Genomic DNA, 22356 nt, shown 5'->3' with positions numbered 1-22356 from the left:
GCGGAGGCGACGACGACCGGCGCCGGCTCGGACCGCTGCGGCGGGGCGGTCGGCCTGCCGCCTTGCGGCTTCGGTGCGTCGTCCGGCACCACCGCGACCTCGATGGCCGAGGCGCCGGCGGCCTGCGACGGCTCGCGCGGCGCGGCGCCGCGCAGAACCGGGGTTAGGGCCGCCAGATACATCTTCGTCTCACGCGGCAGCCGCTGCTTGCCGGCCAGATGCTGGGCATAGCAGGCCGGGCCGCAATTGTAGGCCGCCAGGAAACCGGGAGCGCCGAACAGGTCGTACATCTCGCGCAGATACGCGGTGCCGGCCATGATGTTGTCGCGCGGGTTCGACGGGTCGGGACCGAGACCGTACTGTGTCCGCATCAGCTCATAGGTGCCGGGCATCACCTGCATCAGCCCGATTGCCCCGGCGGAGCTGGTCAGCACCTTGCCGCTGTTGGTGGTCGCACGGCCATTGCTCTCCCGCATCATCACCGCGCGGATCCATTTCTCCGGCATGTCGTATTTCTGGGAAGCCTCGCGGATCAGCGGGACCCAGCGCGACAGCGGATCGTTCGGGTCCGGGACATAGGCGGCTTCGACCGGCGGGGCCGTCTGCACCTGCGGCGCTTCGGAGGCGCAGCCGGCCAGACCGAGGGCGAGGCACAGCATTGCACCGGCGGCGTTGATCGTCGCGAGGTTTCGTATGACCACGAGTGAATTTCCGTGCTGTTGGCGCGGGCGGGACAAGAGTTGGATCGCTTTTCAATGTATAGGCCACGCCTGTCAAGCGACATCACGGCCGTTTGTCGAATCCTGTCCCGAAGATGCCTCAAAGTTGCCCGATTTATCCCTTGTAACGAAGTCGACAATTAGGATTTTTGGCAAATGCTGGTATGCCAATCTTCGCTGCCCATCTGGATAGGACCATGCCGTGCTCCCATCCTGTCATAAGGCGCGACAATGAGAACCTTGACGGAACATCCGCGCCACCCCTAATGGAGGGCACCGGCCACGCCCTCTACCGACGCCGCCTCGACCGCGAAGGGCCGGCCGAATTGGATCGACGATCATGACCGCCCCACAACGGACCTTCCCACCGGCTCCCCAGCCTTTGCAGCCCCAGCGGCCTTCGCCGCAGGGCGATGCCCCGCCCCCGCCCCGTCCACGGCGGCGGTTCGGCCGGCTGTTGCTGGTCCTTCTGGTCGTGCTCGCGGCCGGCGGCGGGGTTGCCCTGTGGCGTGCAAGCAGCCCGGCGGCGCTTCCCCCCGCCCCGCCTGTCCCGGCGGCGGAACGGCCGGTGGAGCTGACGGCGTTGGAAGTGACGGCGGTCGTGCCGCGCGCGCTGACGGAAACCGTGCGCCTCAGTGGTTCCGTTTCCCCCATGGAGCAGTCGGCGGTGAAGGCGGAAGTGGCCGCGAGGCTGGCCGAGGTGCTGGTGCGCGAGGGGCAGGCGGTCCGCCGCGGCGATGTGCTGGCCCGCTTCGACACGGTCGAGCTGACCGCCCGCCTGAACGAGAAGCAGGCCAATCTGGAGGGCGCCCGCGCCCAGATGGTGCTGGCCGAAAAGACGTTGTCCAAGAACCGCACGCTGAACCGCAGCAACATCGTTTCCGACACCAGCCTGGATCAGGCCGAGAGCAGCTTCGGCTTCCAGCGCGCGCAGGTCGAGGCGCTGGCCGCCCAGGTGGAACTGGCGCGCAAGGCCCTGCGCGACGCGGTGGTGGTCAGCCCCATCGACGGCATGGTCGCCACCCGCTCCGTCAATCCGGGGGAAAATCTGGCGGTGAACGCCGCCATGTTCGCCATCGTTGACCTGTCCCGGGTGGAGGTCGAGGCGACCGTCCCGGCGGAGCAGGTGGCGCGGCTCGCCGTCGGCCAGGCTGCGACCCTGCGGGTGGAAGGCTTCGGTGAGCGGGAGTTCGCCGGCCGCGTCGCCCGCATCAACCCCATGGCGCGGGCGGGGTCGCGCGCCATCCCCGTCTATGTGACGATCGACAACAAGGACGGCGCGTTGCGCGGGGGCATGTTCGCCAGCGGCGAGGTTCTGGTGGCGCAGGCCGCGCAAGCCATCGCCGTGCCGCCGGTCGCCATCCGCCATGACGAACAGGGCGACTTCGTTCTGGTCATTGCCGATGGCCGCACCGAACGCCGGCCCGTCACGCGCGTGGGATCGTGGGCGCGCGGCGATCTGGTGCAGGTGGAGGGGCTGGCGCCGGGCGACCGCGTGGTCACAGGCAACCTGCCCGGCCTGACCGCCGGCCGTCCCGTCACGATTGCCGGCGCCTGATCGGGAGCAGCCGCCATGCCGATCACCCGCATCAGCGTCGACAACCCGGTCTTCGCCACCATGATGATGGTGGCGCTGATGGTGCTCGGCCTCTTCTCCTACAACCGGCTGGGCGTCGACCTGTTTCCCGACGTCGATTTCCCGGTGGTGGTGGTCAGCACCAGCTATCCCGGCGCCAGCCCGGAGACGGTGGAGACCGACATCACCCGGCCGGTCGAGGATGCGATCAACACCATCGCAGGCATCAAGACTCTGACCTCGCGCTCCTATGAGGGCCAGTCGGTGGTGATCGCCGAGTTCGACCTGAAGACCTCGTCCGTCCAGGCGTTGCAGGACGTGCGCGAGAAGGTCTCGGCCATCCGCGCCACTTTCCGGGACGAGGTGAAGGACCCGCAAATCACCCGCTTCAACCCGGATGACCAGCCGATCCTGTCTATCGCCGTCACGTCGGACCTGCGGTCCTTGCGCGATCTCACCACGCTCACCGACCAGATCATCCTGAAGCGCCTGCAGAACGTCCGCGGCGTCGGCAAGGCCACCATCGCCGGCGGGGTGAAGCGCCAGATCCTGGTTCGCCTGAAGCCGGAAAAGCTGGAGGCGCTGAACGTCGGCGTCGACGAGGTGATCGCCACCGTCACGGGTGAGAATCAGGACGTCCCCGCCGGCACCGTCACCGGCCAGGGGCGGGAGCGCGTGGTGCAGGTGGAGGGCCGCGTCCGCAACCCGCGCGACCTGCTGGACCTGATCGTCGCCCGCCGTGGCAACAGCCCGGTGCGGCTGGGTCAGGTCGCCGAGGTGATCGACGGGCAGGAGGAGCAGGACTCCGCCGCCCTGCTGAACGGCAACCCGGCGCTGGCCGTCGATGTGGTCAAGGTCCAGGGCGCCAACACGGTGGAGGTCGCGCGCGGTCTGCAGGCGGCCATCGGGGACCTGCGGACCAACGGCTCCCTGCCGCCGGACGTGACGCTGGCGGTGGTGCGCGACAGTTCCCGCGGCATCACCAACTCGCTCAGCAACGTGCAGAAGACCCTGGTCGAGGGCGGCATCCTGACCATCCTGATCGTCATGGTCTTCCTCGGGTCCTGGCGCAGCACGGTCATCACCGCCCTGACCCTGCCGGTCGCCGTGCTCGGCACCTTCGGCATGCTGGCGGCGATGGGCTTCACGCTGAACATGATGACGCTGATGGCGCTGTCGCTCGCCATCGGCATCCTGATCGACGACGCCATCGTGGTGCGCGAGAACATCATGCGCCACCTCGCCCGCGGCCAGGGCCACCGGCAGGCGGCGCTCGACGGCACGGCCGAGATCGGGCTGGCGGTGCTGGCGACCACCCTGACCATCGTCGCGGTGTTCCTGCCGGTCGCCTTCATGGGCGGCATCATCGGCCGCTTCTTCCTGCAATTCGGCATCACCGTCTCGGCGGCGGTGCTGATCTCGCTGTTCGTGTCCTTCACGCTCGACCCCATGCTGTCCAGCGTCTGGTACGATCCGGCGGCACACGGCAAACACGGCCGCTCCATCTTCGGCCGCTTCGCGGCAGCGTTCGAGCGCGGCTTCACCGCCGTCTCGCATGGCTATGGCCGGCTGCTGCGCTGGGGCCTGCGCCGGCGCTGGCTGGTGATGATCGCGGCGCTGGCGATCTTCTTCGGCAGCTTTCTGCTGGTCCCGCGCATCGGCGTGGAGTTCGTGCCCGCCGCCGACCTGGGCGAGCAGATCGTCGAGGTGGAAACCCCCGTCGGCTCCTCGCTGGCCGCGACCACCGCCAAGACCAAACAGGTCGAGGCGGCGATCCGCGAGTTCCCGGAAATCGCCTACACCTACAGCACCGTCAACACTGGCGTGTCGATCGGCCACAACCGCGGCAGCATCTATCTGCGCTACGTCCCCATCGACCAGCGCAAGCGCTCGCCGAATGACCTCGCCCCGCTGCTGCGCCAACGGCTGTCGGCGATCCCCGGCGTCACCATGGGCATCGCCATACCCGGCGTCGGCGGCGTGCAGAAGCAGATCCAGGTGTCGGTGCAGGGCCGCGACATCGCCGAATTGGACCGGCTGTCGCAGAAGGTCATCGGCGCCATGCGCGCCATCCCCGGCTTCGTCGATGTCGACAGCACGCTGAAAGCGGCCAAGCCCACGCTCGCCGTCCGGCTGGAGCGCGACCTCGCCAGCGATCTCGGCATCGGCACCAAAAAAGTCGCCGACACGCTGCGCCCGCTGTTCGCCGGCGACACGGTGTCGAGCTGGAAGGCGCCGGACGGCGAGAGTTACGACGTGCTGGTCCGCCTGCCGGAGGCTGCCCGCGCCGGCCGCGCCGACCTAGACCGCATTTATCTATCCGGCGGGATGGACGCCAACGGCACGCCGCGCATGATCCCGCTGTCCCAGGTGGCGGATGTGACGACGACACTCGGCGCCTCGCAGATCAACCGGCGGGATCTGCAGCGCGAGGTGAATGTCCAGGCCAACGTTCAGGGCCGCGCCGCCGGCGATGCCGGACGCGAATTGCAGGCGGCCCTGGCGAAGATCGAACTGCCGCCCGGCTACCGCATCGTCTTCGGCGGCTCAACCAAGGACATCGCGGAGACCAGCGGCTATGCGGCGCAGGCGCTGGCGCTCGCCGTCATCCTGATCTACCTGATCCTGGCCTCGCAGTTCGGCAGCTTCCTGCAACCGCTCGCCATCATGGCCTCGTTGCCGCTGTCGCTGGTCGGCGTGTTCCTGGGCCTGCTGGTAGCGGGATCGACGCTGAACATCTTCAGCGCCATCGGCTTCATCATGCTGATGGGTCTGGTGACCAAGAACGCCATCCTGCTGGTCGATTTCGCCAACCAGGCGCGCAAGCGCGGCGCCAGCCTGCACGACGCGCTGGTGGAGGCCGGCATCATCCGCCTGCGTCCCATCGTGATGACGACCGCAGCGATGATCTTCGGCATGATCCCGCTGGCGCTCGGCATCGGCGAGGGCGCGCAGCAGCGGGCGCCGATGGCCCATGCGGTGATCGGCGGCCTCTTGTCCTCCACCATCCTGACGCTGCTGGTGGTGCCGGTGGCGCTGACCTATCTGGACGGGCTGTCGCGCCGGATGAAGCGCTGGTTCGCCCACACCGATCCGGACGCCCAACAGCAACCGGCGGGGCAGCACCCGGCGGAGTGAGCGTCAGGCCAGTGCCGGCGACCGGGCGGTACCCTCCACGCCGACTCGGCCGAGATTCTCCTCAACCCAACGCCCCGCCGCCTCGCGCCCGGCGTCGCGCAACCAGTTCAGGAAGCTCCAGTCGGTCATCAGCTTCGAATAGAGGCCCAGGTCCTGCAAATGCTCGTCGGCGCCGATCAGATGCAGGCGCGGGGCGTCGGGAAGGGCCGACAGGCAGCGCATCTCCTGCAACAGGGCGGCATTGAAGGTGATCTGGTTCAGCCGGGCGGCGATGCCGGCCGGGTCCTCCGGCGTGGTGGCGCAGGTGAAGGGGTTGATCGCCACCACCATCAAATCGGCGCCGGGGCAGGCCTCCGCCAGCGGGGACAGCGGCGGGTTGGCGAGATAGCCGCCGTCCCAATACTCCTGCCCGTCGATCCGCACCGCGCGGAACAGGTGCGGCAGGCAGGCGGAGGCCAACAGATGGTCGACCTGAACCTCCGTCTCGTCGAACAGCCGCAAGGCGCCGGTGCGCACATTGGTGGCGCTGACGAACAGCCGCAGCCCGCTCCGCCGGATCAGTTCCGGCTCCACCATCTCCGCCAGCAATCCGCGCAGCGGGTGGAAATCGGCCGCCTGCGTCTGATAGGGGGTGACCCAGCGCCGCGCCCAGTCGACCAGATGGGTCCCCGGCGCGTGATCGACGTTCCAGCGGCCGAGCAGCCGGCCGGTCACGCTCGGCCGGATCGGTCCCAGCCGGCCGGCGGCGCTCACCCGTTCCCAAAAATTCGCCAGTTCGGCGCGGGCACCATCGCGACCGCCCCTTGCCCAGCCCTGCACGAGCATCGTCGCGTTCATCGCCCCGGCGCTGGCGCCGCTGACGCCGACCAGCCGGATGTCCTCCTCCAGCAGCCGGTCGAGCACCCCCCAGGTGAAGGCGCCATGCGCCCCGCCGCCCTGCAACGCCAGCGCCAGCGTCGGCTTGGGCCGCGGCAGAGCAAGCATCGGCCCCGGCCCCGACAGCTCCAGCGGTTCCGCCGGCAGAGCGCACGGCGCCGGCAGAGTGCCTAGTGCCGGGTTCGCCCTGCCGCGCATGCGGTTCCACAGCCTTCGGATCATGGTCATGTCCGGTGCATCCCCAATTTCTTGCTGCACCGCAACATGAGCAGGGCCCTGAGTATCGGCAAGGGGGTATGCCCATGGAGGAAGATCTGCACGCGGGCGCCATGGCATTGGAAACCCGTCCCCACATGCACTAACTAGGCGCACACCCCAGAGACCGAGCGTTCCCTTGCCCACCATCATTCCGATCACCGACCCCGAGGACCCGCGCATCGAGCCCTACCGCGACGTGCGGGAGCGCGATCTCGTCGGCCGTGACGGGCTGTTCATCGCCGAGGGGGCGGTGGTGGTGCGGAGCCTCGTCCAGTCCACCCGCTATCGCGCCCGTTCGCTGCTGATCGCCGACAAGCGGGTGGCGGCGCTGGAGCCGATGCTGGCCGCGCTGCCTGCGGACACCCCCGTCTACACCGCCACACAAGCGGTGCTCGACCGCATCGCCGGCTTTCCGCTGCACCGCGGCATTCTGGCGGTCGGCGAGAAGATCGACGTGCCCAACGCGGCCGACCTGCTGGGTGCCTGCGGCCCGGTCGCCCGGATCGTCATGCTGTTCGGCATCGGCAACCACGACAACATGGGCGGCATCTTCCGCAACGCCGCCGCCTTCGGTGCCGATGCGGTGATCCTCGATCCCGGCTGTTGCGATCCGCTCTACCGCAAGGCGATCCGCGTTTCGGTGGGGGCGACGCTGCTGGTGCCGACAGCCAAGCTCGCCGCCGGCGAGGACCCGCTTGCCCTGCTCGACCGGTTCGGGTTCGAGGCGGTGGCGCTCAGCCCCGCCGGTGCCGAGACCTTGGCAGCCCTAACCCCGCCCCACCGCGCCGCCCTGCTGTTCGGGTCGGAGGGGCCGGGCCTGCCACCTGCCCTGCTGGCCCGCGCCCGCAGCGTCCGCATTCCGATGGCCGGCGGTTTCGATTCCCTCAACGTGGCGACCACCAGCGGCATCGTGCTGCACCACATCGCTTCCGGACAGGCTTCATGACAGACGATACCAACACGCCTGCCGCCGACCCGCATCTGGTCCACGACCTCGCCGTCGCGCATCCGGAGGTGACGACGCTGGGGGCCGCCGGCGTGTTGCGGATGCATGACGCCGAGGCGCGCGGGCTGGTGCCGCTTGGCCTGCCGCTACCCAAGGGCAAGCGCGACCTTCTGGTCCCGGCGGAGCGGCGCGAGGCCATCCTGCTGGAAATCACCGGCCGCATCGACCGCGCCCACCGCCGCGACGCGCTGCTGGCCCAGGGCCGCCGCGCGCTTGCTGGCAGCCACACCACGCTGCTGTCCTGCGAGGACCGCACCCGCGTCCGCGCCGTGCGCAGCGACGAACTGCCCTGGCCCGGCATAACCCCGGCCATCCGCCTGCAGGTGTCGCGGACCTTCGACGCGCTGGAATTGTCGGACCTGTCCGACGCCGAACTGTCGGCCCGGCTCGACCATGACCCCGCCCTGCGCGCCGCCCTGGACGACGCGCTGTCCCGCGTCGCCACACGGCTGCGCGATCTGGCGGAACGTGCCGGCGACGACCCCGACTGGGGCTTTGCCAGCCTCGGCGAGCGGCTGGGCAAGGCCACCCGCAACCGGACGGATGCCGACGAGTTGCTCGACCGCTGGGACCGCGAGTACGACCAGTGGCGCCGCGACCGGGCGGAGGCGCGCGGCCGGACCTATGTCGACCGCCATTTCGACTTCTCCCGCTTCGAACGGCTGTTCCCGGTGGCGCGCGGCATGAACCGCAAACTGGTGCTGGTGATCGGCCCAACCAACTCCGGCAAGACCCACCGCGCCATCACCGCGCTGCGCGAAGCGCGCGACGGCGTCTATCTGGCGCCGCTGCGCCTGCTGGCGCTGGAGGTGATGGAGCGGCTGAACGCCGAGGGCACCCCAACCACGCTCATCACCGGCGAGGAGGAGATCCGCACCCCCGGCGCCCGCCACACCGCCTCCACCATCGAGGTGATGGACCCCGACCGGCCGGTGGAGGTCGCGGTGATCGACGAAATCCAGATGCTGGCCGACCCGGCACGCGGCTGGGCCTGGACCGCCGCCCTGATGGGTGTCCCGGCGGAGACCGTCTATATCCTCGGCGCGCCGGAGGTCCGCCCTCTGGTCGAGCGCGCCGCCGCCCATCTCGGCGAGGCGCTGGAGGTGGTGGAACTCGACCGCAAGACCCCGCTGTCGATGCTCGACCGCCGGCTCGATTGGGCGGAGGTGGAGCGCGGCGACGCGCTGATCGCCTTTTCCCGCCGCGAGGTCCACAGCGTCCGCGACACGCTGCTGTCGCAAGGTCTGTCGGTTGCCGCCATCTATGGCGCGCTGGCTCCGGCAGTGCGGCGGCGCGAGGCCGCGCGTTTCCTGTCCGGCGAGGCCGACGTGGTGGTGGCAACCGACGCCATCGGCATGGGGCTGAACCTGCCCTGCCGCCGCGTCCTGTTCACCGCGCTGGAGAAGTTCGACGGCAGCAGCGTCCGCCCGCTGACCGCGACGGAGGTGAAGCAGATCGCCGGCCGCGCCGGCCGCTTCGGCCAGTTCGAAGAAGGACATTTCGGCGTCATCGCCCGCGGCACCCCTGCCACCCTGAAGCGCCTGCTGGAGGCGCCCGACCGCCGCCTGCATGCCGACGGCCCCCTGCCCGTCCGACCGAACCGCACCATGCTGGCTCGCCTCGCCAGCCACATCGACAGCGCCGAGACCCGGCTGCTGGTGGAGTGTTTCGGCAGCGCCGCCACCGCCGGCTCCCCCTTCCGGCTGGCCGACCTGTCGGCGCTCCGCCGCGCCGCGCCGATGCTGGACGCGCGGCGGCTGGCTCTGGCCGCCAAGCTCGACCTGCTGCTCGCCCCCGCCGATCTGGAGGAGCCGGAGGACGCCAAGGTCTTCGCCGCCATCCTTGATGCGGTGGAGGCGGGGGAAGTGCTGCCGCTCGGCCGGCTGATCCCCGCACGGTTCGATGGGCTGGCCGCCGAGGTGCTGGAGGCCGCGTCGCGCGCCTGCGACCTCTATTTCTGGGCCTCGCGCAAGTTCCCGGACGCCCTGCCCGACCGCGACCGCGTGCGCAGCGCCCGCGACGCCATCGGCCAGCGCCTGTCCGAAGCGCTGGCCTCCCGCGCCCGCCGCCGCGAACCGCCGCCCGCCGCCGGTTTCCGCGGCGCCCCGCGCAAGCGATTCGGTCCCCGTAGACGATAAAAGCCGGCGCTGAACATCCTGGATGGTTCCCGGCGAAATTCACTCGCATGGCACTGCTGCACTGCGAACAAAGTGACCGCCACCCTGTTCTGAACTGGACCTGCCTTGGCCGAGCGCCCGTATCGATAGGTAACGCCTATCTCGATGTTAGAAATCATCGATTGGACGCTATCGGAATGTCCTGCCATGTTGCATCGGCAGCCAAGCCTGTGGCCGCCATCGGACCGTTCAGGAGCAACCGGCGTGAAGACCGCATCCCCGACCATCGCCGATACCGTCCGCACCGCCACCCCGGCGGGCGGGCGCCGCTTCTGGACCATGCTCGGCCCCGGCTTCGTGGTGGCGGTCGGCTACATGGACCCCGGCAACTGGGCGACCGACATCGCGGCGGGCTCCAGCTTCGGCTTTGCGCTGCTGTCGGCGGTGCTGATCGCCAGTCTGGCCGGCATTTTCCTGCAAGGGTTGATCGTCCGGCTGACGCTGGCGACCGGCACCGATCTGGCCCGGCTGATCCGCCAACGCTTCCCGCGCCCTGTGGCGATGGTGGTGTGGGCGGTTTCGGAACTGGCGATGATCGCCACCGATCTGGCCGAGCTGCTGGGCAGCGCCATCGCGCTGAAGCTGCTGTTCGGCATCCCGATCATGGCCGGCGTGGTGATTTCCGCCGTGCTGACCTTCGGCATCCTGGCCCTGCCCGGCGCCCGTGGCCGCGCCCCGGAACTGGTGGTCGGCGCGCTGATGAGCGTGGTGGTGGTCTGCTTCGCCTGGGAACTGGTGATCGCCCGCCCCGACCCCGCCGCCCTGCTGGCCGGCCTGATGCCCAGCGTAGAAATGGCCCGCGATCCACAGATGCTGTACCTGTCGCTGGGCATCATCGGCGCCACCGTCATGCCGCACAACCTGTTCCTGCACTCCGGTCTGGTGCGCTCGCGGCTGGCGGAGGTGAAGACGGAGGAGGAGCGCCGGCAGGCCGCCCGCTGGCTGACCATTGACCTGTCGACCGCGCTGGCCCTGGCCGGTCTGGTCAACGGCTCCATCCTGGCGGTGGCTGCCGTCGCCTTCGAGGGCGTGGGAGCCGGCAGCGCCCCCGGCATTGAGGACGCGCACGCCCTGCTGGGCAGCAGCATCGGCGGCGGCGCCGCGCTGGTCTTCGCCATCGCCCTGCTGGCCGCCGGCCAAAGCTCCACCACCACCGGCACGATGGCCGGGCAGATGGTGACCGAAGGCTTCCTGAATCTGCGCCTGCGCCCGATCACCCGCGCTCTGATCACCCGCGGCGCCTCGCTGATCCCGGCGCTGGCGGTTCTGGGCAGTGCGGGCGACGGCGCGGTGGACGGGTTGCTGGTGCTGAGTCAGGTGGTGCTGGCGCTGACCCTGCCCTTCATCCTGATCCCGATGCTGTTGCTGCTGCGGAATGACAAGCTGATGGGCGGGCTGGCGATGGCGCCGCTGACCCTGCGGCTGGCCAGCCTGACGGTGCTGGTGCTGACCGGCCTGTCCGGCTGGCTGGCCGGCACCACCGCGATGGTGTGAGCGGAAAGGCATCTCGACCCGGACCGGGGAATGGTCCATCTTGCGGCCCGTTCCCCGTTTTCCCATTCCTTGACCGGTGCCTAATGGATCCTGCTCTCGAACAACGCCTCGCCGATCTGGAAAGCCGCCTCGCCCATCACGAGCGCATGGCGGAGGAGATGTCCGAGGTCATCTTCGCCCAGGGCCAGACCATCGACCGCCTGACCGCCCAGCTGAGGCGCATGCGCGACCGGGTGGAGGCGGCGGAGTACGCCATCGCCTCCCCGCAGGACGACCGGCCGCCGCCCCATTATTGAGTTGGGCTGGTCCTTTGGCGGAGTTTGACCCACGCGGTTTCCTCCCTCGCCCAATGAGTAGTCTGGGTGAGGGAGGAGAGCTCTGGATCAATCCTCTGCGTACGGATTCTTGCCCTTGCGCAGCAACAGGCGCACCGGGACGCCGGGCATGTCGAAGCTGTCGCGCAGGTGGGTGGTCAGGTAACGCTGGTAGCTTTCCGGCAAATCCAGCGGCTTGTTCACGAACAGCGCGAAGGTCGGCGGACGGGTCTTCACCTGGGTGACGTAGCGGATCTTGACCCGGCGACCCTCGACCAGGGGCGGCGGATGATGCTCCAGAACGCCTTCGATCCAGCGGTTCAGCTGCGCCGTCGGAATGCGGCGGTTCCAGACGTTGTAGGTCTCCAGCACGCCGTCCAGCAGCGTGTCGAGCTTGTGGCCCTTCAGCGCCGAGATGGTGACGACCTTCACGCCCTTGATGTAGCCGAGCGAGGCCTGCAGCTTGTCCTCGACCTGACGCAGGGCCATGGCGCGGTCATCGACCGTGTCCCACTTGTTGACGGCAATCACCAGGGCGCGGCCCTCGGAAATCACCAGGCGCGCAATGGTCAGGTCCTGCTTGTCGAGGATGGCGGCGGCATCGACCACCAGCACCACGACATTGGCCATGCGGATGACGCGCAGGCTGTCGGCGACCGCCAGCTTTTCCACCTTCTCGTCCACACGGGCGCGGCGGCGCATGCCGGCGGTGTCGACCAGCTTGAAACGGCGGTCGCGCCATTCCCAATCGACGGAGATGGCGTCGCGGGTCATGCCGGCCTCGGGGCCGGTCAGCACGCGCTCCTCGCCCAACAGGCTGTTCAGCAGGGTCGATTTACCGACATTCGGGCGGCCGACGATGGCGATCTGGATCGGCTTGCTGCGGTCCTCCTCCGGCTCCGGCTGGTCGCCGACCGGGATGGAGGGGTCAAAGCCGTCGTCCTTCTCCTCGACCTCGCCGGTGTCTTCCGGCGGGGCGTAGGGCAGCAGCGCCTCGACCAGATCGGCCATGCCCTCGCCATGCTCGGCGGACAGCGGGATCGGATCGCCCAGGCCCAGCTCGTAGGATTCGAACATGCCCGGCTGGCTGGCCTTGCCTTCGGTCTTGTTGGCGACCAGCAGGACCGGGGTCTTGCTCCGGCGCAGCAGGTTGGCGAAATGGCGGTCCAGCGGCGTGATGCCGGCGCGGGCGTCGATGATGAACAGCGCCACGTCGGCGCGCTCCAGCGCCTGCTCGGTCTGGCGGCGCATGCGCGCCTCCAGGCTGTCGTCGGTCACGTCCTCCAGGCCGGCGGTATCCACCACCGTGAAGGAGAGGCCGCCGACATGGGCCGGGGCCGAGCGCCAGTCACGGGTGACGCCCGGCGTATCGTCCACCAGGGCCAGCTTCTTGCCGGCCAGACGGTTGAAGAGAGTCGATTTGCCGACATTCGGCCGACCGACGAGGACCACGGTGAACGACATGGGGCCAAAGGCCTTTCACAACAGACGGAGGAAATCCGCGATCAGCGGAACGCGACCAGCGTTCCGTTGTCGCACAGCACATATAGAGTGTTGTTGGCAACGACCGGCGGCAAGTAGGAACCGGTGGGGAGCGAACGGGTCACCTCCACCCGGCCGTCCGACGGCGACAGGCCGAGCAGCTGGCCGTTGGAGCCGGTGACCCACAGGCGGCTGCCCGCCATCACCGGGCCGGACCAGACGATCGGACCCGACTTGTCCTCCGGATCCTTGAAGCGGGCGAGCGGCGCCACCCAGCGGACCTTGCCGTTCTGGCGCGCCACCGCGACGACCTCCTGATCGTTGGTGACGGTGAACAGGTAGTCGCCGGCCAGCCAGGGGGTCTGGACGCCGCCGATCTCCGTTTCCCAGATGCGGGCGCCGATTCGCTCGTCGATGGCGACCATGCGGCCGGAATGGCCGATGGCGTAGACGTTGCCGCGATCGACCACCGGCAGGCCGCGGATGTCGGCCAGATTGCTCAGCTGGCCGGTGCGGCGGATGGCGGCGAGGCTGTCCTGCCACGACACGCGGCCGTTTTCCGGACGCAGGCCGAACAGCTCGCCCGACGAATAGGGGGAGACGACCAGCGTGCCGGTGGCCGCCGGGCTGGCGGCGCCGAGCAGGCCGGCGGTCTCCAGGATGCCCTGCTGCGACCACTGCACCGCACCGTCGTCGGTGGAGAGTGCGATGGTCTGGTTGTCGAGCGTGATGACCAGCACACGACCGCCGGCCACCGTCGGCGCGCCGCGGACCGGGCCGGCAATGCGCTTGCGCCACAGGATCTTGCCGGTGGCGGCGTCGAGCGACAGCACCTCGGCGAAGCCGGTGGCGGCATAGACGCGGCCGTCGGCATAGGCGACGCCGCCGCCGGTGGCCCCGCCCCGCTCGTTCTCCGGCCGGGTGTCGACCCGCCACAGCGACTGGCCGCTGCGCTCGTTCAGCGCGGAGACATGCGAGTCGGCGTCCATCGCGAAGATGCGGCCATCGGCGATCACCGGGGTGCCGAGCAGCGCGCGCGAGCTGCTGGAGCCCGAGCCGATGTCGGCGCGCCAGGCGTCGGACGGGTTGGCCGACAGGGCGAGGTTGCCCAGCACATGGTCCGGCGTGCCGCCCGGCTGCGCCCAGGCCGCATTGGCGACCGGCGGCGGCACGGTGACGGCGACGGCGGCGAGCTGGGCGTCCGGCTCCACCTTGCGCTCGCGCTGGAGCACGGCGACGCGCTTGCCCGGCAGGGGCGGATCGGGCGTCTTGCCGAACCAGCTGTCCACAGTGTCGCAGCCGGCGAGGAAGACGGACAGCAGCGATGCGGACAGCAGCGCCGCGCGGCGGATGGAGCCGGCCTTCATCTTGTTGTTCTTCATGGCCCTGGATCAGCCCTTGCCGTAGAGGGAGGCGAGATCGGCGGCACGGCCACGCACGCCCGACGGCGCTTGCTGGTCATCCGCCAGTTGCTTGTAGAGCGTGCGCGCCTTTTCCGTGTCACCGGCGCGGGCGGCCAGCATCGCCGTCAGCTCGCGCGCCGTGAAGCGCCAGGGGCTGGTGTCGGCGGCCAGCGGCTGCAGCTTCGCCGTCAGCTGGGCCGGGTCGCCCTTTTCCGCACGCTGCGTCACCGCCAGCAGGGTGGCGAGGTCGCGGTATTCGGCGGGCACGGAGCCGTTGGCGGCGATGCCGTCATAGATGGTCGCAGCCTCGTCCGGCTTGTTCTGGCGGATCAGCAGCGCCGCGGCGTTGAACTGGGCGATGGCGGCGAGGTCGGGCTTGGCGGAGCCGGCGAAGGCCGACAGTGCCTCCACCCCCTTCTCCGGTCCCTGGGCACTCTGCGAGATGGCGGTGACCAGCGCGGCGGTCTGCTCCTGCTTCTGCTGCGCCTGCCAATGGCGCCAGTAGCTGTAGCCGCCGGTGCCGGCGACGACCAGGACGGCCGCGGCGATCATGGCGCCGCCATACTTCTTGAACAGGTGCTCCGCGCGGTCCCGGCGCAGATCCTCGTCGACTTCGCGGAAAATATCGCTCATGGCGCTGCGGTTGCGTCCCTGCGGTGGCGGCGTCGCGCACGGCCCGGATGGCGGCGCGGGTCAGGCGGAACCTCCTCATGCCGGTGAACCGGACGGATGATTCCACAAGATCAAGAGGGGCGGATAGCATCGGGCAACCCGCCGGGTCAAGAGGCTCACTGCCGCGGACGGGAGTCCGGCCGTTGCCACCAAAAGAAAACGGGCCGCGGAGGGGTTCCTCCGGCGGCCCAGTTCCGCGACCCGTACGTGCCCCGGATCGGTCGATACAGTCTGAGGTCGATGCTGTCTGAACTTACGCCGACATGGCGGCGGCGGCGATGACCGCCTGGGTGCGGTTCTTGACGCCCAGCGACTTGAAGATGGCGGTGACGTGGATCTTCACCGTGCCTTCCGACAGGCCCAGTTCATAGGCGATCTGCTTGTTCGACTTGCCGAGACGCAGGCATTCCAGCACTTCGCGCTGGCGCTGGGTCAGGCCGTAACCGGCGCTGCGGTCGGACATGTCCACCGTGCGGCGGCGCGGCGCGGCCTCCATGCTGGCGGTGAGCGCGCCCGGCGGCAGGTAGATGCCGCCCGAGAACACCAGGTTCAGGGCGCCCATCATCACCTTCACGCTGCTCGACTTCGGGATGTAGCCGGTCGCGCCATGATCGAGCGCGCCGCGGATATCGCCCAGAGCCTCCGAAGCGGAGATCACCACCACCGGCACGCCCGGCTGCAGCGCCTGGATCTCGCGCAGGCCGTCGAAGCCCGGCCAGTTCGGCATATGCAGGTCCATCAGGATGATGTCGAAGGTGCTGCCGGCCCGGCACTGGTCCAGCACCTCGTCGAAGGTCCCGGCCTCGACGAAGCTGGCCTCGCCCTGAAGTTGCTCCAGCAGACGCCGCAGGCCTTCGCGAAACAGCAGATGGTCGTCCCCGATCAGAATCTTCATGGTCCCCGTCATCCTCGCTCGCCGACCCTTGGCGGTGCCGTCCGCTTGCGAACGACCGCCCGTCAGGGCTGTTGTCTGTTGTCCGGCACGCCCCCGCGGCACCCGGATCACCACATTCGCGCCGAATACATGGCTTGGTGGTCGATTGGTCTGTACGCCCTCTTCGGACATCGGCCGGAAGACCGTCTGCCGTTGTGGGCTTGTTCTTCGCTGTGTTGGGTATCTGATACCACGATCGGTCGGGACCCTGTATCCCGACAAGGGCCATAGGTCATTCGAAGCCGGCACGCCCCTTCGAGGCACCTTTGGTCATGGCACGACCAAGAATTGCCTCCGCCAAAAGTCATAGCTTCTTCTGCGTGTGCGAACAGAGTTATCGCGCGAGCGCATCGGATTCACTTGGCCCGATCGGGATCATTCGAAAAGAGACCTGTTGTCTCCATTAGTGACGGGAATTTTTCTGGAACCTTGCCATCTTTGCGGCGTTCGTGTGGCAAGGATTTGGTTTATCCCGATTCGAACGCGCAGAAGAGTAGGAAAAACCAGTGACCAAACCGAAAGGATATCCCTGATGGATGCCTGTACCAACGCGCATTCCCCTGTGACCCGCTCAGCACACATCATTCCATAGGTGTTACCGTTTCGAAACCTGAGGCGACCAACAAGGAGACGATAAGCGATCTTGGCTGATCATCCATCGCCTGATTTACGCGGAGCCCGGTTCATTTCTAAATCACGCGGTGCGAACAGGACTTTCCCGATCCCGACGAAGGGGGAGTTTGCAGTCCGCGCCACAATACTTCGATGTCCACAATAATTTTCCGGATGACGTGAGTTTTATGATGACGTGCCTGGGCCAACCGGCCGGTTCCTCTTCAACCCTTAGACGCAGGCGGCAATGCCCTGAGCCGGGCCGGCCGTGGATGCCTCCTCCAGACAGAGCTGACCCATGCACACACACCATGAGTACGCCCATGAGAAAGCATCTCACCAGACCCGCAACGCGGTGACTCCCATGCATGTCTGCCTGATCCTCGACAACAACGCGCTGACCGAGAACGTGGTCCAGCAACTGGACCGTGGCGGTCGCCACCGGGTCACGGTTCTGCACGATATCGGGGAGCTGACGCAGAGCGCGCTGACGCCGGATGCGATCCTGATCGGGCTGCAGCAGTTCACTGCGTTGCGCGAGAACGAACCGATGGTCTATCTGCGGCTGTCCCGCCGCTCGCGGATCGTCGTCGTGCTGTCGTCGCGTGAGCTGCTGGACGCCGCCCATATCCTTGCCTTCGCCGACGCGTGGGTGTTCGAGGATCTGAACGTCGACCGCATCAACGAGCTGCTGGACCTGGGGCTGGAAGGCCACTGCCTGATGCCCAAGCAGTTCCTGTCACGCCTCGGCGTCGACGAGATCCGGCTGACGCTGCTGCCGCGCCTGTCCGATCCGGAGTTCGAGACGCTGCGCCTGCTGGGCGAGGGCATGAACAACCGGACCATCGCCAACGCGCTGGACCTGTCGGAAGCGGTCATCAAGTCGATGGTGCGCAGCGTTCTGTCCAAGCTGCATTTCCGCAACCGGACGGAGGCCGGCGTCTTCGCCGCCCGGCAGCAGGGTGCCCTGGAACAGGCGCGGACCGGCATGACCCCGCCGCACGTTCATGCCGCTGCCGCCCGCCGGGCCGGGGTTTGACCGACAGGCCAGGACCGCGCAGGATTCGCGCGGTCCAGCAGTGCCGCCCAGCCAGACCTGATCCGGCGAACCGGGATCAGCCAGCCAAGCGGCGGCCGGCCATCGCCTCTTCGAAACGGTCGAAGCGGGCGTCAAAGACCTGACGGTCGATCTCGGCCAGCCGGAAGCGGACGCGCACCACCCCCTCCTCCCGATTGAAGGCGTCGAAGGGCAGCGCCACGCCCAGGCTGTCGAACAGCAGGGTGCCGCGTGCGCCGACGGAGTCGGCCTCGCCAAGCGCCGCGCCATGGCGGGAAATGTCCAGCAGCCGCACCGTCAGGCGCCCCTCCGCCCCCTCCACGATGCAGGGTGCCTCGACGCGATAGCGCGGCACGCTGCGGCGATCCACGTCGTCGGTCGCCGTTCGCACGGCGCGGACGAGCACATGCATCAGCTCGTCGATGCTGTGGGTCACTTCCGACGCCCCGGCGCGCAGCATGTCGGCGCGCTCCTCCGTCACCTTGGCCTCGCGCGATACCTCGTCGATGCGGGTCGAGACGTCGGTGGCGGCACCGGCGGTCTGGCCGACATTGCGCGAGATCTCCTGGGTCGCCGAGGCCTGCTGTTCCACCGCGGCGGCCACCGTGCCGGAGATGGCGTCGATCTCGCCGATGGTGCGGCTGATGTCGCGCACCTCCTCCACGCTACGGGCGGTGACCGACTGAATCTCGCCGATCAGGCGCGAGATCTCCTCGGTCGAGCGCGAGGTCTGGTTGGCGAGGTTCTTCACCTCGCCGGCGACGACGGCGAATCCCTTGCCCGCCTCCCCGGCCCGCGCCGCCTCGATGGTGGCGTTCAGGGCAAGCAGGTTGGTCTGGGCGGCGATGCCCTGGATCAGCTCCGCCACATCGCCGATGCGGCTGACCGCCGAGGACAGCGATTCGATGGTGCTTTCGGTCCGGTTGCTGGCGGCGACGGCGGCGCGGGTGACTCCGGCGGCATGGCCGACCTGATTGCCGATCTCCTCAATGGACGCAGAGAGTTGCTCGGCAGCCGAGGCCACCGCCTGGGCGTTGCTGAGCGCCTGAGCCGCCGCCGCCGCGACGTTCTGGGCGTTGGACCCGACCAGCCCGGCCGATTTCGCCATGGCGTCGGCGTTGCGGTCCATCTCTTGCGTGCGGGCGGCGACCCGCTCGACGGCGCTGCGGCTTTCCTGCTCCACCGTGTCGGCCATCGACTGCAGCGCCTTGCGCTTCTGCGCCTCGCCCTGGATGCGCTGATGCTCCTGCTCGGCGCGCAGACGTTCCGCCTCGGCCATGCCGTCGCGGAAGACGAGGACGGAGCGCGACATCGCACCGATCTCATCCAGGCGGCTGGCGCCGGCGACGCTGGCGGTAAGGTCACCGGAGGACAGCGCGGTCATCACCTGGCTGAGTTGGCCAAGCGGACGCAGCAGCCAACGCGACACCAGATAGCCCGGCACCGCCAGAACCAGGGCGCAGATCACCACCAGCATGGTGGCAAAGCGCATGCTGTCGTCGAAGGTCTTGAACACCTCCGCCTTCTTGATGCCGACATAGAGGATACCGACCGCCTTTCCGGCGGCGTCCTTGATCGGGTCGTAGGCGGCGTAATAGGGCTCACCCAGGATATCGACCATGCCGCGGAAGGGAACGCCCTGGCGCAGCACCGAGTCATAGGCCGGGCCCTGCGCCAGCGTGGTGCCGACGGCACGGCTGCCGTCGGGCTTGGCGACGTTGGTGGCGATGCGGCGGTCGCCCAGGAACAGGGTGGCCGTCCCCCCGGTGATGCGCTTGATCTTGTCGACCACGAGGTTGTTGTCGTTCATCACGACACCGTCCAGCAGCAGCTTGCCGTCGGCGACGGAGAACTGGCCGCCGCGTTCCTGCAGCGAGGACCAGGCGATGTCCATGCTGAGCCGCTGCATCTCGATCGCCTGCCGCTCCAGGTCGCGCACGATCACCTGACCGATCGCGAACAGGATCGCCGTGCTGAGGACCAGCATGCCGAAAAGGTTCAACAGGGTGACTTTCGTGGAGATCGAAAGCCGGCCGACGAAGGCGCGCAGGGCGTCCATGAGTGCCATCCACCAGGAAAACATGTTGCAGATGCGAGATCGCTGTCGCGCCGCACTATGCCATCGTGGTTTAGGGTGCATTCATTTAAAATACATACAACTCCTGCGGCAACTTGTCGCCTTACGAGATCTTTATGAATTCATCCTCGGGGTGATTTTTCCGTAGGCATGGCATGATCGAATCTTTCATACCGCCACAGGAAGACGGTCGAAATCAGAACAGCCGTGCACCGTCCGGGACCGCGTGATCCGGGCCGACCAGCACCACGGCGCCCTCGGCGTCGGGCAGGCCCAGGCACAGCACCTCGCTGGTGAAGGGGCCGATTCGCTTGGGCGGGAAATTCACCACCGCCAGAACCTGACGGCCGACCAGCGCGTCGGCGGCGTAGTGGCTGGTGATCTGGGCAGAGCTGCGCTTGGTGCCGATTTCACCGCCGAAATCGATGGTCAGCTTGTAGGCCGGCTTGCGCGCCTCCGGAAAGGCATCAACGGCGCGGATGGTGCCGACACGGATGTCGACCTTGGTGAAATCGTCGTAGAAGATGGTCATGACGGGTCCGATGCGGTTCTTGCGGTCGGCGCCAGGGTAGCGCGGCAGGACGGGCATCGGAACCGGGAAGGCGCATCCGGACCATCCGGCACAAACGAAAAAGGGGCCGCCGATGGCGACCCCTCCTCGCTGATTTCCGGCGGACCGGAGAGGATCAGGACTTCGCCTTGGCGATGGCGGCCTTGACCTCGTCCAGGCTGTCCGACACGCGCTTGGTCAGGATCTCGGCGGCCTCGGTGTTCGACTTGGCGATCATCTCGCTCAGCTCGCGGATGTTCGACAGCGACTTCTCGAAGGCGGCCTTGACCAGATCGGCCTGCTTGGCGGCCTTCTCTTCCGGGGTGCCGGCGGCGGTCAGTTCACCGACGGCGCGGTTCACGTCCTCGGCGACGGTGCGCAGCACCTCGGCCTGACGACGGACGATCGCCTGGAAGCCTTCGAAGGCCAGCTGGTTGGCAGCGGTCACCGCCTCGATGTTGCGGCGCTGGCTGGCGATGATGGACTCGACGTCCACGCCCGGCACCTTCAGGTCGCCCATCAGCTTGGACGGATCGAATTCGAGGAAGGGGTTACCGCTGATCTTGGCCATGTTTCTCATCCCGGTATCGGTGTTTGCTGCCCGCATCTGAATACGGACATGTTGCGTCGCAACATTACAGAGGCCGACTATGCAGAGTGCCGAAAAGTTAGTCAATCCGGTTTTTTGCGCCGCAGCATAACCTTGGCGGGAGGAAGCCCCCGCCGCGGAACGCCTGCCCGTCGCTAAATGCCTGACGACATGGACTCTGTTCCCGACGACCGGCCCAGCGGCCCGCGCGACCGGGTCCAGCGGCAGAAAGTCGCGCCCCAGCGCTCCGCCCCGCGCAGCGCGTTGTCGAGCGCGGCCATGGTGCGCGACAGGTCGGCGGTGTCGTCGTTCAGGAACACCCGCATCACCCGCGCATGGACGGTGCCGAGACCGGCAACCAGCGCCATGCCGCCGCGCTGGTCCGGGTCGATCCCGGCGGCGCGCAACATCCAGGCCATGGAACGGCCGAAGGCGCAGGAGAAGGCCAGCGCGGTCGCCGGATCGGCCGGCAGGTCGCGCACGACGGAATGCAGGCCGTCGCGGAAGGGGCGCAGAGCGTCGAAGCGGCGCATCATCACGTCGAACAGCCGGTCGCGCGCCGATTCTGTCGGATCGGCGGCGATATCGCCGGCGAGGACAGTTTCATCGGCGACCCGCGATACCGCCGCCAGCAGGTCGGCACGCCCGCGAAAGCGGTGATGGAAGCGCGACAGCGGGATGCCGGCGGTGTGCGCGACCTCCAGCAGGCCGACTTGGCGCCAGCCCTTCTCGGCCGCCAGCCCCATCGCCGCCGATGCCACGGCACGGTCGAGGGCGTCGGGGTCCGCAAAATCCCGGGCGGGGTCTGAGCGGAAGCTGTTGTCTTCAGGCTTGTCGGACGACATGTCGGACATGGCACCACCTCCAGGCGACAAGGATCGCCTGATAAAATGGTGTGCGGACGGGCGAACGTCACCCGTCCACCCCTTCAGTTATGCCTTGCGCACGGTCTCCACCCGGCCGCCGGTCATGCTGACCAGATCGGCGGGGGTCAGGCGGAAGACGGCGTTGGGGGTGCCGGCGGCCGCCCAGATGGTCTCCAACCGCAGCAGGTCGTCGTCGATCAGCACCAGAGGCGGGACGGCATGGCCGATGGGCGGAACGCCGCCGATGGCGAAGCCGGTCGACTCGCGGACGAACTCAGGGTCAGCGCGCTCGATCTTCTCGCCGATCAGGCGGCCGACCGCCTTCTCGTCCACCCGGTTGGCGCCGCTGGCGACGACCAGGACCGGGCGCCCGGTCTCCTTGGTGCGGAAGATCAGCGACTTGGCGATCTGCGCCACCTCGCAGCCGACGGAGTTGGCGGCGTCTTCCGAGGTGCGGGTGCTGCCTTCATGTTCGACCACATGATGGCCGAGGCCGATGCTGTCCAGCAGTGCCTGGACGCGGGCGGCGGAGGGGCTGAGGGTGGTCACGGCGGCG

The 22356-nt window shown here is 68.4% G+C and carries 18 protein-coding genes; 7 read left to right on the top strand and 11 right to left on the bottom strand.

The window, feature by feature from the left end; genetic code table 11:
• Positions 1 to 701: lytic transglycosylase domain-containing protein (locus TSO5_RS01860; RefSeq protein WP_247870535.1), on the bottom strand; the 701-nt coding region annotated here is incomplete at its 3' end.
• A 475-nt stretch (positions 702 to 1176) separates the two neighbouring features.
• On the opposite strand from TSO5_RS01860, the gene TSO5_RS01855 reads away from it, so the two are divergent.
• Positions 1177 to 2277 (top strand): efflux RND transporter periplasmic adaptor subunit, encoded by a 1101-nt coding sequence (locus TSO5_RS01855; RefSeq protein WP_247870534.1) that lies wholly within the window; start codon positions 1177 to 1179, stop codon positions 2275 to 2277.
• A gap of 15 nt (positions 2278 to 2292) precedes the next feature.
• Positions 2293 to 5433 carry an efflux RND transporter permease subunit gene (locus TSO5_RS01850; RefSeq protein WP_109149979.1) on the top strand — a complete coding sequence of 1047 codons (3141 nt, stop codon included), beginning with the start codon at positions 2293 to 2295 and terminating at the stop codon, positions 5431 to 5433.
• A 3-nt stretch (positions 5434 to 5436) separates the two neighbouring features.
• On the opposite strand, the gene TSO5_RS01845 is transcribed toward TSO5_RS01850, so the two are convergent.
• Positions 5437 to 6537 (bottom strand): patatin-like phospholipase family protein, encoded by a 1101-nt coding sequence (locus tag TSO5_RS01845; protein ID WP_109149978.1) that lies wholly within the window; start codon positions 6535 to 6537, stop codon positions 5437 to 5439.
• Positions 6538 to 6703: 166 nt separating this feature from the next.
• On the opposite strand from TSO5_RS01845, the gene TSO5_RS01840 reads away from it, so the two are divergent.
• From TSO5_RS01840 to TSO5_RS01825, 4 genes are all read left to right on the top strand, one after another.
• Positions 6704 to 7513 (top strand): RNA methyltransferase, encoded by an 810-nt coding sequence (locus TSO5_RS01840; protein ID WP_109149977.1) that lies wholly within the window; start codon positions 6704 to 6706, stop codon positions 7511 to 7513.
• Positions 7510 to 9711 carry a helicase-related protein gene (locus tag TSO5_RS01835; protein ID WP_109149976.1) on the top strand — a complete coding sequence of 734 codons (2202 nt, stop codon included), beginning with the start codon at positions 7510 to 7512 and terminating at the stop codon, positions 9709 to 9711. Before TSO5_RS01840 ends, TSO5_RS01835 begins: the two co-directional genes overlap by 4 nt.
• 243 nt (positions 9712 to 9954) lie before the next feature.
• On the top strand, positions 9955 to 11244 hold the full coding sequence (locus TSO5_RS01830; RefSeq protein WP_109149975.1) for an Nramp family divalent metal transporter: 1290 nt from the start codon (positions 9955 to 9957) through the stop codon (positions 11242 to 11244).
• An 83-nt stretch (positions 11245 to 11327) separates the two neighbouring features.
• Positions 11328 to 11540, top strand: a complete 213-nt coding sequence (locus TSO5_RS01825; RefSeq protein ID WP_109149974.1) for a SlyX family protein — start codon at positions 11328 to 11330, stop codon at positions 11538 to 11540.
• An 87-nt stretch (positions 11541 to 11627) separates the two neighbouring features.
• Here the strand turns inward: TSO5_RS01825 and der are convergent, their stop codons facing one another.
• From der to TSO5_RS01805, 4 genes are all read right to left on the bottom strand, one after another.
• Positions 11628 to 13022, bottom strand: coding sequence for a ribosome biogenesis GTPase Der (der, locus tag TSO5_RS01820; protein WP_109149973.1), 1395 nt, complete (start codon positions 13020 to 13022; stop codon positions 11628 to 11630).
• A 41-nt stretch (positions 13023 to 13063) separates the two neighbouring features.
• Positions 13064 to 14422: a PQQ-like beta-propeller repeat protein gene (locus tag TSO5_RS01815; RefSeq protein ID WP_109073111.1), complete on the bottom strand. Its 1359-nt coding sequence runs from the start codon at positions 14420 to 14422 to the stop codon at positions 13064 to 13066.
• A gap of 9 nt (positions 14423 to 14431) precedes the next feature.
• Positions 14432 to 15076: a tetratricopeptide repeat protein gene (locus tag TSO5_RS01810; protein ID WP_109149972.1), complete on the bottom strand. Its 645-nt coding sequence runs from the start codon at positions 15074 to 15076 to the stop codon at positions 14432 to 14434.
• 292 nt (positions 15077 to 15368) lie between these two features.
• Positions 15369 to 16010 (bottom strand): response regulator transcription factor, encoded by a 642-nt coding sequence (locus tag TSO5_RS01805; protein WP_085089627.1) that lies wholly within the window; start codon positions 16008 to 16010, stop codon positions 15369 to 15371.
• 949 nt (positions 16011 to 16959) lie between these two features.
• Between TSO5_RS01805 and TSO5_RS01800 the strand changes: the two genes are divergently transcribed.
• Positions 16960 to 17700, top strand: a complete 741-nt coding sequence (locus tag TSO5_RS01800; RefSeq protein WP_247870533.1) for a LuxR C-terminal-related transcriptional regulator — start codon at positions 16960 to 16962, stop codon at positions 17698 to 17700.
• Positions 17701 to 17776: 76 nt separating this feature from the next.
• On the opposite strand, the gene TSO5_RS01795 is transcribed toward TSO5_RS01800, so the two are convergent.
• The 5 genes from TSO5_RS01795 to TSO5_RS01775 form a co-directional block, all read right to left on the bottom strand.
• Positions 17777 to 19777 (bottom strand): cache domain-containing protein, encoded by a 2001-nt coding sequence (locus TSO5_RS01795; RefSeq protein WP_109149971.1) that lies wholly within the window; start codon positions 19775 to 19777, stop codon positions 17777 to 17779.
• Between the two features lie 214 nt (positions 19778 to 19991).
• A complete protein-coding gene (locus TSO5_RS01790) occupies positions 19992 to 20327 on the bottom strand; it encodes a tRNA-binding protein (RefSeq protein ID WP_109149993.1) in 336 nt (111 codons plus the stop codon).
• Between the two features lie 154 nt (positions 20328 to 20481).
• Complete coding sequence (locus TSO5_RS01785; protein ID WP_109149970.1) at positions 20482 to 20916, bottom strand: phasin family protein; 435 nt, start codon at positions 20914 to 20916, stop codon at positions 20482 to 20484.
• A gap of 173 nt (positions 20917 to 21089) precedes the next feature.
• Positions 21090 to 21788, bottom strand: coding sequence for a TetR family transcriptional regulator (locus tag TSO5_RS01780; protein WP_109149969.1), 699 nt, complete (start codon positions 21786 to 21788; stop codon positions 21090 to 21092).
• Positions 21789 to 21866: 78 nt separating this feature from the next.
• Positions 21867 to 22349 (bottom strand): YbaK/EbsC family protein, encoded by a 483-nt coding sequence (locus tag TSO5_RS01775; RefSeq protein WP_109073104.1) that lies wholly within the window; start codon positions 22347 to 22349, stop codon positions 21867 to 21869.
• Between the last annotated feature and the right edge of the window lie 7 nt (positions 22350 to 22356).

The organism is Azospirillum sp. TSO5 (assembly GCF_003116065.1).
GTDB lineage: Bacteria > Pseudomonadota > Alphaproteobacteria > Azospirillales > Azospirillaceae > Azospirillum.
The sequence above is the reverse complement of the archived record's forward strand: the minus strand, read 5'-3'. Positions and strand labels throughout refer to the sequence as shown.

Excerpts from the sequence above, each read along its gene's own strand:
- TSO5_RS01850 (WP_109149979.1), top strand. The coding sequence starts at position 2,293 with ATGCCGATCACCCGCATCAGCGTCGACAACCCGGTCTTCGCCACCATG.
- TSO5_RS01845 (WP_109149978.1), bottom strand. The coding sequence starts at position 6,537 with ATGACCATGATCCGAAGGCTGTGGAACCGCATGCGCGGCAGGGCGAAC.
- TSO5_RS01835 (WP_109149976.1), top strand. The coding sequence starts at position 7,510 with ATGACAGACGATACCAACACGCCTGCCGCCGACCCGCATCTGGTCCAC.
- TSO5_RS01825 (WP_109149974.1), top strand. The coding sequence starts at position 11,328 with ATGGATCCTGCTCTCGAACAACGCCTCGCCGATCTGGAAAGCCGCCTC.
- der (WP_109149973.1), bottom strand. The coding sequence starts at position 13,022 with ATGTCGTTCACCGTGGTCCTCGTCGGTCGGCCGAATGTCGGCAAATCG.
- TSO5_RS01815 (WP_109073111.1), bottom strand. The coding sequence starts at position 14,422 with ATGAAGAACAACAAGATGAAGGCCGGCTCCATCCGCCGCGCGGCGCTG.
- TSO5_RS01810 (WP_109149972.1), bottom strand. The coding sequence starts at position 15,076 with ATGAGCGATATTTTCCGCGAAGTCGACGAGGATCTGCGCCGGGACCGC.
- TSO5_RS01805 (WP_085089627.1), bottom strand. The coding sequence starts at position 16,010 with ATGAAGATTCTGATCGGGGACGACCATCTGCTGTTTCGCGAAGGCCTG.
- TSO5_RS01800 (WP_247870533.1), top strand. The coding sequence starts at position 16,960 with ATGCACACACACCATGAGTACGCCCATGAGAAAGCATCTCACCAGACC.
- TSO5_RS01795 (WP_109149971.1), bottom strand. The coding sequence starts at position 19,777 with ATGGACGCCCTGCGCGCCTTCGTCGGCCGGCTTTCGATCTCCACGAAA.
- TSO5_RS01790 (WP_109149993.1), bottom strand. The coding sequence starts at position 20,327 with ATGACCATCTTCTACGACGATTTCACCAAGGTCGACATCCGTGTCGGC.
- TSO5_RS01785 (WP_109149970.1), bottom strand. The coding sequence starts at position 20,916 with ATGGCCAAGATCAGCGGTAACCCCTTCCTCGAATTCGATCCGTCCAAG.
- TSO5_RS01780 (WP_109149969.1), bottom strand. The coding sequence starts at position 21,788 with ATGTCCGACATGTCGTCCGACAAGCCTGAAGACAACAGCTTCCGCTCA.